Source organism: Methylocapsa sp. S129 (genome assembly GCF_009765995.1).
Taxonomy (GTDB): domain Bacteria; phylum Pseudomonadota; class Alphaproteobacteria; order Rhizobiales; family Beijerinckiaceae; genus Roseiarcus.
Genome location: NZ_LMUI01000010.1, coordinates 1 through 13,183 on the forward strand (window position 1 = coordinate 1; position 13,183 = coordinate 13,183).

At 59.4% G+C, this 13,183-nt stretch carries 7 protein-coding genes, 3 tRNA genes and 3 rRNA genes; 6 read left to right on the forward strand and 7 right to left on the reverse strand.

All coding sequences use genetic code 11. The features are described 5' to 3' along the window. A partial coding sequence (locus GSQ90_RS32070; RefSeq protein WP_210254803.1) for a hypothetical protein occupies positions 1–310 on the forward strand: 310 nt, incomplete at its 5' end. Here the strand turns inward: GSQ90_RS32070 and GSQ90_RS02400 are convergent. The 6 genes from GSQ90_RS02400 to GSQ90_RS02425 all read right to left on the reverse strand — a co-directional run bounded on the left by GSQ90_RS02400 (position 289) and on the right by GSQ90_RS02425 (position 5,587). Continuing rightward, positions 289–365: transfer RNA gene (locus GSQ90_RS02400), tRNA-Met, on the reverse strand. The two genes, GSQ90_RS32070 and GSQ90_RS02400, sit on opposite strands and share 22 nt — an antisense overlap. An 87-nt stretch (positions 366–452) precedes the next feature. Then, a 5S ribosomal RNA gene (gene rrf, locus GSQ90_RS02405) occupies positions 453–567 on the reverse strand. Between the two features lie 69 nt (positions 568–636). Further along, positions 637–3,442 (reverse strand): 23S ribosomal RNA (locus tag GSQ90_RS02410). Positions 3,443–3,770: 328 nt separating this feature from the next. After that, positions 3,771–3,846, reverse strand: a tRNA-Ala gene (locus GSQ90_RS02415). 18 nt (positions 3,847–3,864) lie between these two features. Then, positions 3,865–3,941 (reverse strand) — tRNA-Ile (locus GSQ90_RS02420). 164 nt (positions 3,942–4,105) lie between these two features. After that, a 16S ribosomal RNA gene (locus tag GSQ90_RS02425) occupies positions 4,106–5,587 on the reverse strand. The 16S, 23S and 5S rRNA genes sit together here with 3 tRNA genes alongside, the layout of an rRNA operon. Positions 5,588–6,228: 641 nt before the next feature. Between GSQ90_RS02425 and GSQ90_RS02430 the strand changes: the two genes are divergently transcribed. Continuing rightward, on the forward strand, positions 6,229–8,235 hold the full coding sequence (locus tag GSQ90_RS02430; RefSeq protein WP_158812964.1) for a M23 family metallopeptidase: 2,007 nt from the start codon (positions 6,229–6,231) through the stop codon (positions 8,233–8,235). Here GSQ90_RS02430 and gluQRS read toward each other — a convergent pair. Next, positions 8,228–9,124 (reverse strand): tRNA glutamyl-Q(34) synthetase GluQRS, encoded by an 897-nt coding sequence (gene gluQRS, locus GSQ90_RS02435; RefSeq protein ID WP_158812965.1) that lies wholly within the window; start codon positions 9,122–9,124, stop codon positions 8,228–8,230. The genes GSQ90_RS02430 and gluQRS overlap by 8 nt on opposite strands. Before the next feature lie 89 nt (positions 9,125–9,213). Between gluQRS and GSQ90_RS02440 the strand changes: the two genes are divergently transcribed. From GSQ90_RS02440 to GSQ90_RS02455, 4 genes are all read left to right on the forward strand, one after another. Continuing rightward, positions 9,214–10,086: a DNA-3-methyladenine glycosylase gene (locus GSQ90_RS02440; RefSeq protein WP_158812967.1), complete on the forward strand. Its 873-nt coding sequence runs from the start codon at positions 9,214–9,216 to the stop codon at positions 10,084–10,086. 36 nt (positions 10,087–10,122) lie between these two features. Then, positions 10,123–10,818 (forward strand): alpha/beta hydrolase, encoded by a 696-nt coding sequence (locus GSQ90_RS02445; RefSeq protein ID WP_158812969.1) that lies wholly within the window; start codon positions 10,123–10,125, stop codon positions 10,816–10,818. A gap of 94 nt (positions 10,819–10,912) precedes the next feature. Then, positions 10,913–12,148: an acyl-CoA dehydrogenase family protein gene (locus GSQ90_RS02450; protein ID WP_158812971.1), complete on the forward strand. Its 1,236-nt coding sequence runs from the start codon at positions 10,913–10,915 to the stop codon at positions 12,146–12,148. Then, positions 12,145–13,179, forward strand: a complete 1,035-nt coding sequence (locus GSQ90_RS02455; protein WP_158812972.1) for a phosphotransferase — start codon at positions 12,145–12,147, stop codon at positions 13,177–13,179. The genes GSQ90_RS02450 and GSQ90_RS02455 overlap by 4 nt, the downstream gene beginning before the upstream one ends. Positions 13,180–13,183: the final 4 nt, after the last annotated feature.

Consider the following 13,183-nt stretch of genomic DNA (forward strand, 5'->3'; position numbering starts at 1 on the left):
CATCCCAATAGCCAAATCGACGATCTCTTGCCCTGGGCCTACGCCCCCGCCATCAAAGCCGTGGCCTGAGAACATCGCTTACGATTCGTCGCGACGGGATCTGGCGTCTACGCCACAGACGCCGAATGCAGAATATGGCGCGGATGAAGGCGCGACGCCGGCGTTCATGCCGGAGGTGGGCCTGCGCCCTTACGCGAAGCGCGATGCGTTTGCCGGCAGGCGGGAATTGAAAAATAAAACAAAAAAAGGGCCAAGCTTGCGCTTGGCCCTTTTTATTCTCGCTGAATTTGGTTGCGGGGGCAGGATTTGAACCTGCGGCCTTCAGGTTATGAGCCTGACGAGCTACCGGGCTGCTCCACCCCGCGACAGAGCGCTGAGAATACTCCAGCGCCGCAAAAAACAAAAGCGGCCGCAAGGCCGCTTCGAAAAGAGGAGGTTTCTGCCCTTCGCAGGCCTGGCGACGACCTACTCTCCCAGGTCTTGAGACATAGTACCATTGGCGCTAAGGCGTTTGACGGCCGAGTTCGGGATGGGATCGGGTCTAATCACCTTGCAAAAGCCACCAGGCCGGCGAAAGGCAGAAACGAAGCAAAACTGGAATTCTCATCCTGACGGGATGAGCGTTGGTAAATGAGAGCAATCAAGCCAAACGAGCTATTAGTACCGGTAAGCTACACACATTGCTGCGCTTCCACACCCGGCCTATCAACGTGGTGGTCTTCCACGGCTCTTCAGGGAGAAATCGTTTTGAGGCTGGTTTCCCGCTTAGATGCCTTCAGCGGTTATCCATTCCGTATATAGCTACCCTGCACTGCGGCTGGCGCCACAACAGGTCCACCAGAGATACGTTCACCCCGGTCCTCTCGTACTAGGGGCAAATCCTCTCAATTCTCCTACACCCACGGCAGATAGGGACCAAACTGTCTCACGACGTTTTGAACCCAGCTCACGTACCACTTTAATCGGCGAACAGCCGAACCCTTGGGACCTTCTCCAGCCCCAGGATGTGATGAGCCGACATCGAGGTGCCAAACACTCCCGTCGATATGGACTCTTGGGGAGTATCAGCCTGTTATCCCCGGCGTACCTTTTATTCGTTGAGCGATGGCCCACCCACTCGGGACCACCGGATCACTATGACCGACTTTCGTCTCTGCTCGACTTGTATGTCTCGCAGTCAGGCTGGCTTATGCCATTGCACTCAACGACCGATTTCCGACCGGTCTGAGCCAACCATCGCGCGCCTCCGTTACTCTTTGGGAGGCGACCGCCCCAGTCAAACTACCCACCATGCGTTGTCCCGGCCCTGGATGACAGAGCGCGGTTAGACATCCATAAAAGTAAGGGTGGTATTTCAAGGGTGGCTCCACCTGAGCTAGCGCCCAAGCTTCAAAGCCTACCACCTATCCTACACATACCGTCACGAATGCCAACGCAAAGCTATAGTAAAGGTGCACGGGGTCTTTCCGTCTGACCGCAGGAACCCCGCATCTTCACGGGGACTTCAATTTCACTGAGCTGACGTTGGAGACAGCGGGGAAGTCATTACGCCATTCGTGCAGGTCGGAACTTACCCGACAAGGAATTTCGCTACCTTAGGACCGTTATAGTTACGGCCGCCGTTTACCGGGGCTTCAATTCAAGGCTTGCACCTCTCCTTTTAACCTTCCGGCACCGGGCAGGCGTCAGACCCTATACGTCATCTTACGATTTCGCAGAGCCCTGTGTTTTTGTTAAACAGTTGCCACCCCCTGGACTGTGCCCCCACGGCCTACTTGCGTAGACAATGGGCCTCCTTATTCCGAAGTTACGGAGGTAAATTGCCGAGTTCCTTCAACGTCATTCTCTCAAGCGCCTTGGTATACTCTACCTGTCCACCTGTGTCGGTTTCGGGTACGGTCTGATGTGGGGGCTATTTCCTGGAACAACCAGGCCGCAAGGGAAATCCATTAATCCCTCACAGCTTTCGTCATCCGTCACCACCCACTGGCCCACGAATATTAACGTGGTTCCCATCGACTACGCCTTTCGGCCTCGCCTTAGGGACCGGCTAACCCTGCGAAGATTAACTTTACGCAGGAACCCTTGGACTTTCGGCGACACTGTCTTTCACAGTGTTTATCGTTACTCATGTCAGCATTCGCACTTCCGATACCTCCAGGATGCCTCACGGCTGTCCCTTCACTGGCTTACGGAACGCTCCGCTACCGCGCTTGCGCGCCCAAAGCTTCGGCTCATGGCTTGAGCCCCGGTACATCTTCGGCGCAGAAACCCTTATTTAGACCAGTGAGCTGTTACGCTTTCTTTAAAGGATGGCTGCTTCTAAGCCAACCTCCTGGTTGTTTTGGGATTTCCACATCCTTTCCCACTTAGCCATGAATTGGGGGCCTTAGCTGTTGGTCTGGGTTGTTTCCCTCTCCACAATGGACGTTAGCACCCACTGTGTGGCTCCCGCGTATTACTTCCAGGTATTCGGAGTTTGGTTAGGTTTGGTAGGGTTTTGGCCCCCCTAGCCCATCCAGTGCTCTACCCCCTGGAGTATTCACGCGAGGCTATACCTAAATATATTTCGCGGAGAACCAGCTATTTCCGAGTTTGGTTGGCCTTTCACCCCTAATCACAAGTCATCCGAGTCTTTTTCAACAGACACCGGTTCGGTCCTCCAGCAAGTGTTACCTTGCCTTCAACCTGCTCATGACTAGATCACTCGGTTTCGGGTCTAATCCGACGAACTGAACGCCCTGTTCAGACTCGCTTTCGCTGCGCCTACGCCTATCGGCTTAAGCTTGCTCGTCAAATTAAGTCGCTGACCCATAATACAAAAGGTACGCCGTCACCCTTGCGGGCTCCGACTGTTTGTAGGTATCCGGTTTCAGGAACTGTTTCACTCCCCTCGTCGGGGTGCTTTTCACCTTTCCCTCACGGTACTAGTACGCTATCGGTCGCTGAGGAGTACTTAGGCTTAGAGGGTGGTCCCCCTACGTTCAGACAGGATTTCACGTGTCCCGCCCTACTCATATCTTCTGCATACCTTAAATCCATACGGGGCTATCACCCACTACGGCCCGACTTTCCAATCGGTTCTGGTTGGATACGCAAAAGCATTGGCCTGGTCCGCGTTCGCTCGCCACTACTAACGGAGTCTCGTTGATGTCCTTTCCTCCGGGTACTTAGATGTTTCAGTTCCCCGGGTTAGCTTTTGTTCCCTATTTATTCAGGAACAAATACCTTCTTTTGATATCTGCAAGTGCGAAATCATCATGAAACAGTCGCCCATTTCGCAACAATCTCACAATTACAGATATCGAAGGTGGGTTTCCCCATTCGGAAATTCACGGATCAAAGCTTGTTCGCAGCTCCCCATGACTTATCGCAGCGTACCACGTCCTTCATCGCCTCTCAGCGCCAAGGCATCCACCGGATACCCTTAAGACACTTGATTGCTCTCATTACCAACGCCCATCGCTCGGCAGCGACCCCTCGCTCCACGTCGAATGCTTCGCGCATTCTTCGCTGTGCAGGAACTTGGGAAGGCGTTGATAGATATTATAAAGACCAGTTTTGCTTCAAACACATCCGGGAGCTTTGCGGTCAAGCGAAGCCCACGACTGAGATGCTCGCGAGATCACGAGGCTAGTAGCCCCACGATCCTTTGACCGAATGTGTTTCCTCTTTACAATGTCAGATATTTCTACAACGCAACACGCACGAGGCGCATTGCGAAACTGTTTTATAAAGGACGGCCGTATGGCCTCGGCGATCGCGGCGTCTGGTGGAGCCAGACGGGATCGAACCGACGACCTCATGCTTGCAAAGCACGCGCTCTCCCAACTGAGCTATGGCCCCGAGACAGCGCCAGTCAAATGGTGGGCCTGGGAGGACTTGAACCTCCGACCTCACGCTTATCAAGCGCGCGCTCTAACCAACTGAGCTACAAGCCCGAGCTCTTAAGCTCGCATCGTCGCAAGCGACGACTGGCTCGTCCTTTATGGGAAGAAAGAGAAACGAAGACGGCGGCGTCCCGCAAAGACGGCCTGACTGGCCGTTTGATTCCAAGAATTCCAGTAGAGAGGCCAGAAGGCTTCTCGTAGAGGAATATCCTTAGAAAGGAGGTGATCCAGCCGCAGGTTCCCCTACGGCTACCTTGTTACGACTTCACCCCAGTCGCTGACCCTACCGTGGTCGCCTGCCTCCTTGCGGTTAGCGAAACGCCTTCGGGTAAAACCAACTCCCATGGTGTGACGGGCGGTGTGTACAAGGCCCGGGAACGTATTCACCGCGGCGTGCTGATCCGCGATTACTAGCGATTCCAACTTCATGCACTCGAGTTGCAGAGTGCAATCCGAACTGAGACGGCTTTTCGAGATTTGCTAGGGGTTGCCCCTTTGCGTCCCGTTGTCACCGCCATTGTAGCACGTGTGTAGCCCAGCCTGTAAGGGCCATGAGGACTTGACGTCATCCCCACCTTCCTCCGGCTTATCACCGGCAGTCCCCCTAGAGTGCCCAACTGAATGATGGCAACTAAGGGCGAGGGTTGCGCTCGTTGCGGGACTTAACCCAACATCTCACGACACGAGCTGACGACAGCCATGCAGCACCTGTGTTCTCGGCTCCGAAGAGAGGAAACCATCTCTGGTATCCGTCCAAGACATGTCAAAAGCTGGTAAGGTTCTGCGCGTTGCTTCGAATTAAACCACATGCTCCACCGCTTGTGCGGGCCCCCGTCAATTCCTTTGAGTTTTAATCTTGCGACCGTACTCCCCAGGCGGGATGCTTAAAGTGTTAACTGCGCCACTAAGCAGCAAGCTGCCTAACGGCTAGCATCCATCGTTTACAGCGTGGACTACCAGGGTATCTAATCCTGTTTGCTCCCCACGCTTTCGCATCTCAGCGTCAGTACCGGGCCAGTGAGCCGCCTTCGCCACTGGTGTTCTTGCGAATATCTACGAATTTCACCTCTACACTCGCAGTTCCACTCACCTCTCCCGGACTCAAGATCTCCAGTATCAAAGGCAGTTCCAAGGTTGAGCCTTGGCATTTCACCCCTGACTTAAAGACCCGCCTACACGCGCTTTACGCCCAGTAATTCCGAACAACGCTAGCCCCCTTCGTATTACCGCGGCTGCTGGCACGAAGTTAGCCGGGGCTTCTTCTTCAGGTACCGTCATTATCGTCCCTGATGAAAGAGCTTTACAACCCTAAGGCCGTCATCACTCACGCGGCATGGCTGGATCAGGCTTTCGCCCATTGTCCAATATTCCCCACTGCTGCCTCCCGTAGGAGTTTGGGCCGTGTCTCAGTCCCAATGTGGCTGATCATCCTCTCAGACCAGCTACCGATCGTCGCCTTTGTGAGCCATTACCTCACCAACTAGCTAATCGGACGCGGGCCAATCCTTCGGCGATAAATCTTTCGCCTCTCGACCGTATTCGGTATTAGCTCAAGTTTCCCTGAGTTATTCCGAACCGAAGGGTATGTTCCCACGCGTTACTCACCCGTCTGCCACTCCCCTTGCGGAGCGTTCGACTTGCATGTGTTAAGCCTGCCGCCAGCGTTCGTTCTGAGCCAGGATCAAACTCTCAAGTTGAATTGAGATATTTTGACCTGACTGGTCACTAGTGCGGAAACTCTCGTTTCCGCGTCTCTTTGACGAGTTCCGAACACATCCGCTTTTGACCGAAGCCAAAAGCGCGATGAATTCATCACGTGACCGTCAGTTATCTCTTCGACTGCCCTTTTGAGGGAGCAGTCCGCAAGGAAACCGCCGTCCACGTTTCTCTTTCTTCCTATTCAATTGTCAAACAGCAGAAGTGTCGGCGAGGACTTTCGTCCCCAAAAAACCGGACCGGAATTGCCCAACCTTTCGGTCAGGTGGCTTGATGCCCGAGAAACTCTCGAAAACCAGATGGCTTTTCGTCCGCCCAAGGCGTCGTCGCCGTCGGTGGCGCTGATATACGGGGGGCCCTCCGGCCTGTCAAACACTTTTTCAAAAAATATTCACAATGACGCCGCCGGCCCGCCGCCTGTGGAAAACTCTCACGGATATCGCGCGACGGTTCGGACCCGCCCGCCCTATAAGCGCCACGGTTTGCTTGGATTTCAAGAGCTTCTCGCGTTTCCAGGCCCGACGCCGGTTGACGTGGGAGCCGCGGCGGTTAGTTTCGCATCCCGGCCCGAATTGGCGACGCGCCCGGGCGTTTCGATTTTTTCTGGTGGAGCAGCGACATATTGGCCGCCCAAACCGCGATAGCGCCGCGTCGGCCCGACCGATCGCACGCTTTCATTGATCTGGGGCGGGAACAGCCCATCGATTCCGGCGTCAGGCGGCTTCAGGCTCAGGATCGGCGCGCCATCTCTATCCGCTGGCTCGTCGGCGCGGTCCTGACCGGGCTATGCGGCGTCGCCCTGATCGGCTCGGCCCTCTATCTTGGCCTCGACAGTCAATCCAATTTCGCCGAAGCGCCGGAAATCGCTGCGCCGCCGCGCCATGAAGGCGCGCAGGAAGAAGGCATGAATCCGGGCAAAGGCGACCGGCTTGTCCGGCCCGTCGACATTATCGCCGCCAAACAGACCTTCAAAGCGCCAACAACCATTCGCATCGGCGACAAGGAAGTGGTCAAGGCCCGCACCTTCACCCATGTCGCGACGACGCTAACTTTGACCCCGACCGGATTCGCCGACGCCGTGCCGGAATTCAACCCGTTGAAACTGACTGCGGGAGCCGAACAACCGGACGCCGCGCCCGACCCCGGCCCGGTGCAGGACGACGCCGAAGTTGCATTCTCGACGCGCGACCTGACGGGCGCCGACGCGGCTTCGCTCACAGGCGACCTGACGCTTGCGGAGGCGCAGGCGCAAGTCGTCGAATCGATCCACGCCGCCGCGGTCGCGGGCGCCAAGGCGCCCCTGCCGCTGCCCCCGCAAATGCTGCTCATGCGCACCAGCCGGGCCGGACTCGATCCTTCCGCCCCGCTCGCCTATGCGACAACCGGCAATGTGGGCGCCAACGCGCTTTTCTCCTCGATTGAAGTGCGGATGGTGCCTGAAAACGTCACCAATGCGCCGCGTAGCCGGACCTCTGACGGGCAATCGGGCTCGGAGCGTCTCGTGCTCGTGCGCCACGGCGAAACGATCGAGGACATTTTGCGCGCGAATGGCGCCTCCAAGGACGCCGTCGGCGCTATCGTCGCCGCTTTTGGGGCCAAGAAGGGCGATACCCTCGTCACCGAAGGACAAAAAATCATCCTTCAATATGACGAACCGGCGGCGGCCGGCCAGACTGGTCAGATCGGACGCATTTCGCTCTATTCGGACGAGCAACTCAAAGCGACGATCGCCGTCAACGACGCTGGCGCCTATGTGCCGGTGACGATGCCCGCCGCGCCGGCCAAGCGCAAAACCACGAGCAACGACGACCCGGATTCTGGCGGGATGAGCCTCTATCAGAGCTTCTTTGAAACCGCGCTCAAGCAAGGCATCCCGCGCCCGATCATCGACGAGATGGTGAAGGCCTTCGCCAATGACGTGGATTTTCAGCGCGCGACGGCCGCGGGCGATTCGGTTGACGCTTTCTATTCCGAGCCCGACGACATCGATGCTCACGCCGAACTGCTCTACGCGACCGTGACGGCGCGCGAACAGATTTTCAAATACTATCGCTTCGAGACGCCCGACGACGGCCTTGTCGATTATTATGACGAGAACGGCCGATCGGTGCGTAAATTCCTCATCCGCAAACCGATCGCCGCTGGCGAATTGCGATCCGGATTCGGCATGCGCTACCACCCCATCCTGCACTATGCGCGCATGCACACGGGCGTCGACTGGTCGAATGCGATCGGCACGCCGATTCTGGCGGCCGGCAATGGTTCGATCATCAAGGCGGAATATACGTCCGGCTACGGCAACCACGTCGAAATTCAGCACGCCAATGGCTATGTCACGACCTATTCGCATATGTCGGGCTTTGCACGCGGCATCGCTCCGGGCATACGCGTGACGCAAGGACAGGTGATCGGCTATCTCGGCCAGACCGGCCTCGCCACCGGACCGCATCTTCATTACGAAGTCATCGTCAACGGCCGCTTCGTCGATCCGATGGCGATCAAACTCGCCAGGACGCGCGAATTCGACGGCAAAATGCTCGCCGCCTTCAAACGCGAACGCGACCGCATCGACGGCTTACTCGCCCAGGCGCCCAATGCGACGCCCACTGTGCAGGCGAAGGTCAACTGATCGTCACGACGAACGGCGGCGTTGCCCGCGACTCGCCAAAACCCAACGCGGCGCGAACTTGGTCAGCGGTGAATCCCCGCTCGCGCAGAGTCGCCAGCGGTTGCGAATGCGCGCTTTTTGACATTCTGGCGCCGCTCGCATCGCGCACGAGACGATGATGCCGATAGCGCGGCGGCTCGACGCCAAGCAGTCCCTGCAACAGGCGATGAATGGACGTCGCGTGATAGAGATCGCGGCCGCGCACGACATCGCTGACGGCTTGAACGGCGTCGTCGACGACAACGGCCAGATGATAGTTTGCCGGTCGGTCCTTGCCGCGCAGAATGACGTCGCCCCAAGCGGCCGGATCGGCTTCAACGAGAGCCTCTCGCGCGCCTTCGCCATATTCACGCCAGGTCAAGGCCCCGCCAATGCGCGACAAGGCACGCGTCATATCGAGGCGCAACGCGGCGCGCTCACCTGCCGATTGGCGTGCTTCTATTTCTGCGTCAGACATCGCGCGACACGCTCCGCGATGAAGCGGCGCGCCATCGGGATCGCGCAAGCCGCCGCTCGCGCGCTCGATTTCGCCACGGGAGCAAAAACAAGGATAGATAAGGCCGCGCGCTTCGAGCGACGCAAGCGTTCGCACATATTCGTCGATATGCTCGCTCTGGCGGCGCGGCGCTTCAAAGACCAGACCCAGCCAGGCAAGATCGTCGATGATCGCCGCCTCATATTCACGCTTGCTGCGCGTCGGGTCGATATCCTCGATGCGCAGCATGAATCGCCCATCGACTGTCGCCGCCATCGCCTCATTGAGCAGCGCCGAATAGGCATGGCCGAGATGCAGGCGACCATTGGGCGATGGCGCGAAGCGAAAGACCGGGCGGACGAAAGCTGCGTTCATCTCAGAACTTGCATGTCAAGATATGCCCGTCAGGATTTGCGTGTCAGAATGACGCCTCGGGCGGCGCCAGATCGCGGAAGGGGATGAGAATGAACGGCAATCTCGCCAAAAAAGGCGGCGCCGGCAAGTCAGACAAGCGCAAGCCGGATGGACGCTCGCCAATCAAAGCGAAGGCGCAGCCCTCATCCAAATCGAAAAAAACAACGAAGACCGCGCTCGTAAAACTCCCCCGCAAAGCAACGCCGCGCAAGGCGCCAAAACACAGGCTTCCACAGCGGCCCAAGGCGCCGATTCTCTATCATCCCGGGCCGTCCATCGATAGCCAGAGCGCGCTGGAGGCCGCCGCTGCCCAGCTTCTCGCACTCGATCCCGAGCTTGTCGGCAAGCTGGTCGCGATCGGCGGCGCGACGCTCTTGCGCCGGCAGGAGCCTGGCTTTGCCGGCCTCATCCGCATCATTGTCGCCCAACAGGTGTCGACCGCCAGCGCCAATGCGATTTTCAAACGCGTCGAGACCATTCTGGCGCCGTTGAGCGCGCGGACTGTGCTCGACGCCGATGACGACAAGCTGCGCGCCTGCGGGCTTTCCATGCCCAAGATGCGCGCCTTTCGCGCGATCGCGCAGGCTGTCGCGGATGGGCTCGATCTCATCGGGCTTGGCGCGCTCGTCGCCGAAGAGGCGCATCGCGCGCTGGTCGCGGTCAAGGGCATCGGCCCGTGGACGGCGGACGTTTTCCTGCTGTTCTGCCTTGGCCATCCCGACGCCTTTCCATCAGGCGACATTGCCCTGCAGGAGGCCGCGAAAATCGCGCTGGAACTCAAGCAGCGGCCCGATGCGCGGCGGCTGGAGGAAATAGCCGAGCGCTGGCGGCCGCTGCGCGGCGTCGCGGCCTATATGCTGTGGGCCTATTATCGCGCTGCGCGTCAACGCGTAGGGATGGCGCTCGAAGGCGCGCCAGAGTAGACCCGCCTTCTCAAAAAGACTTTTCCGGAGCGCCGCATGGCAGAAACGATCAATGGTCCCCGCCTCGAGCCCAAAAGCGGTCAGGCCAAGCAACTTGTCGTGTTTCTGCATGGCTATGGCGCCGACGGCAAAGACCTCATCGAAATCGGACGCCAGTGGCGCCCCTGGCTGCCGGACGCCGCCTTTGTCGCCCCCAATGCGCCCGAACCTTGCGGCATGTCGCCCATGGGCCGGCAATGGTTCGCCTTGAGCAATCGCCCCCCCAATGATCGCGAAGGCGGCGATGAGCGCTGGGCTGGCGTCGTGAAAGCGCAACCGACGCTCGACGCTTTTCTCGATTCGGAGCTTGCGCGCCTCGGCCTCGACGAATCGCGCCTCGCGCTGGTCGGCTTCAGCCAGGGCACGATGATGGCGCTGCACGTCGGCTTGCGCCGCAAACGCGCGCCCGCCTCGATCGTCGGCTATTCCGGCGTCTTGATCGGACCCGAACATCTCAGTGAAGCCGCCGCCCGTGACATCCGCGGCGCCCGCCCGCCGATTCTGCTTGTGCATGGCGATCAGGACGCGGTCATCCCGCTGGAAGCCTTGTTCGTGTCATCGGAGGAACTCGCCAAGGCGGATATCCCCAACCAATGGCATTTGTCGATCGGCATCGGCCATGGCATCGACAATGGCGGCCTGCGCCACGGCGGCTTGTTCATCGCCAAAGGTTTTGGGCTGAAGGTCGGATGAGAGAATTGGCGGCGCGGCTGTTTTTGCGCGCTCTTGCGCAACGCGTCGATTGCGGGTCAACTCCGGCAAGAAACAGGACTTCTGGGAGGAGCGTATGGACCTCGGCATTACCGAAAAGGTGCGCCCGCTGATTGGCGCCGTGCGCGCCATGGTGCGCGACGAGATCATGCCAATCGAGGCGGAATACGAGGCCGAAATCGGCCGCGACGGCGATCGTTTCAAGCCGACAGCGCGAATGGTGGAAATATTCGCCGATCTGAAAGCGCGCGCGCGCGCGCAAGGTCTTTGGAATTTCTGGCTGACCGATTCCGATAAGGGTTTCGGCCTCACCGCCGTCGAATATGCTTATCTTGCGGAAGAAATGGGCTGGTCGCCGCTGGCGTCCGAAGTGTTCAACTGTTCGGCGCCGGACACCGGCAATATGGAGGTGCTGGAGCGCTTTGGCTCGGCTGAGCAAAAGGCGCGCTGGCTGCCTGATCTTCTCGACGGGCGCGCCCGCTCGGCCTATCTCATGACGGAGCCGGGGGTCGCCTCGTCGGACGCCACCAATATCGCGATGGCCGCGCGTCTCGATGGCGACGAATGGGTGCTGAATGGCGAGAAATGGTGGTCGTCGGGCGCCGGTGATCCTCGTTGCTCGCTCTATATTGTGATGGCGGTGACTGATCCCGACGCGGCCACGAAGCACGCGCGCCATTCCATGCTGCTTGTCCCCGCAGCAACGAAAGGCATCGAGAAACTGCGCGCCATGAAGGTCTATGGCGCGGATGACGCGCCGCATGGCCATTTGCACATTCGCTTCACCGATGTGCGCGTGCCGCGCGAGGCCATGATATTGGGGCGCGGGCGCGGCTTCGAAATCGCGCAGGGGCGGCTGGGACCGGGACGCATCCACCATTGCATGCGCGCGATAGGCCAGGCCGAGCGGGCGCTGGAGGCGATGTGCCGGCGCGCCCAGGCGCGCGAGGCTTTCGGGCAGAAGCTCGTCAATCTCGGCGCCAATCACGACATCATCGCCGAGGCGCGGATGTCGATTGAAATGGCGCGGCTGCTGTGCCTGAAAGCCGCCTGGACGATGGACACGCAGGGCGTGCGCGCCGCGGCGCCGCTGATCTCGCAAATCAAGGTGATCGCGCCGCGCGTGGCGCTCGAAGTGATCGACCAGGCCGTGCAGATGCATGGCGGGGCGGGCGTCAGCCAGGACTTCCCGCTCGCCAATATGTGGGTTCATGTACGCACACTGCGTCTGGCTGACGGACCCGACGCCGTTCACCGGCGCGTCATCGCCAAGAACGAATTGAAGCGCTATTCCAACAAGCCGCCGCAATGACCAGCGAAACGCTCGCGCTTGACAGCGCGCGTCTTGAAGCCTGGGCGCACGCACATATCGATGGATTCGCGGGGCCGTTGAAGGCGAGCAAATTCCCCACCGGCCAATCGAACCCGACCTACCTCATCGAGACGCCGGCGCGACGCTATGTCATGCGCCGCAAGCCGCCGGGGAAATTGCTGAAATCGGCGCATATGGTCGAGCGCGAATATCGCGTGCTTCGCGCTCTGGATGGCGCCGGCTTTCCCGCGCCGCGTGCGCTGGCGCTTTGCGAGGATGAAAGCGTCATCGGTTCCGTGTTTTACCTGATGAACCATGTCGACGGGCGCATCTTTTGGGATCCCTCTCTGCCCGACTTGACTCCCGATGAGCGCGGCGAGATTTACGATTCGATGAACGCGGCGCTCGCCAGACTGCACGCCGTGGACGTCGTCGCGGCGGGCCTTGGCGACTATGGCAAGCCCGGCAATTATTTCGCACGCCAACTGCAGCGGTGGGGCGAGCAATATCGCGCGAGCGAGACGACGGTCCATGCGGATATGGATCGGCTGATCGAATGGCTGGGCGCCCATGTTCCCGCCGATGACGGCCGCGTGGCGCTGGTCCATGGCGACTGGCGCATCGACAATATGATCTTCGCCCATGCCGATGCGCGCCTGCTCGCCGTGCTCGACTGGGAATTGTCGACGCTCGGCCATCCCTACGCAGATCTCGCCTATCAATGCATGCAATGGCGCCTCCCGAACGCGGGCGAGTCGCGCGGCCTCGCCGGGCTGGATCGCGCCGCGCTAGGCATTCCCAGCGAAGTCAATTACGTCGCTGCTTATTGCCGGCGAACGGGGATCGCCTCCATCCCGGACTGGGCGTTCCTACTCGCCTTCAGCTTCTTCCGCGTCGCGGCGATCGTCCAGGGCGTCTACAAGCGTTCGCTCGACGGCAATGCGTCGAACCCCGAACGCGCGCGAAAAATGGGCGAGGCCGTGCCATTGATGGCGCGGCTGGCGATGGAAATTGTCGAGAACGGCGCGTGAAGGC

What these genes read in the sequence shown, in the direction of transcription:
- gluQRS (WP_158812965.1), bottom strand. Translation starts at nt 9,124, where the DNA reads ATGAACGCAGCTTTCGTCCGCCCGGTCTTTCGCTTCGCGCCATCGCCC.
- GSQ90_RS02440 (WP_158812967.1), top strand. Translation starts at nt 9,214, where the DNA reads ATGAACGGCAATCTCGCCAAAAAAGGCGGCGCCGGCAAGTCAGACAAG.
- GSQ90_RS02445 (WP_158812969.1), top strand. Translation starts at nt 10,123, where the DNA reads ATGGCAGAAACGATCAATGGTCCCCGCCTCGAGCCCAAAAGCGGTCAG.
- GSQ90_RS02450 (WP_158812971.1), top strand. Translation starts at nt 10,913, where the DNA reads ATGGACCTCGGCATTACCGAAAAGGTGCGCCCGCTGATTGGCGCCGTG.
- GSQ90_RS02455 (WP_158812972.1), top strand. Translation starts at nt 12,145, where the DNA reads ATGACCAGCGAAACGCTCGCGCTTGACAGCGCGCGTCTTGAAGCCTGG.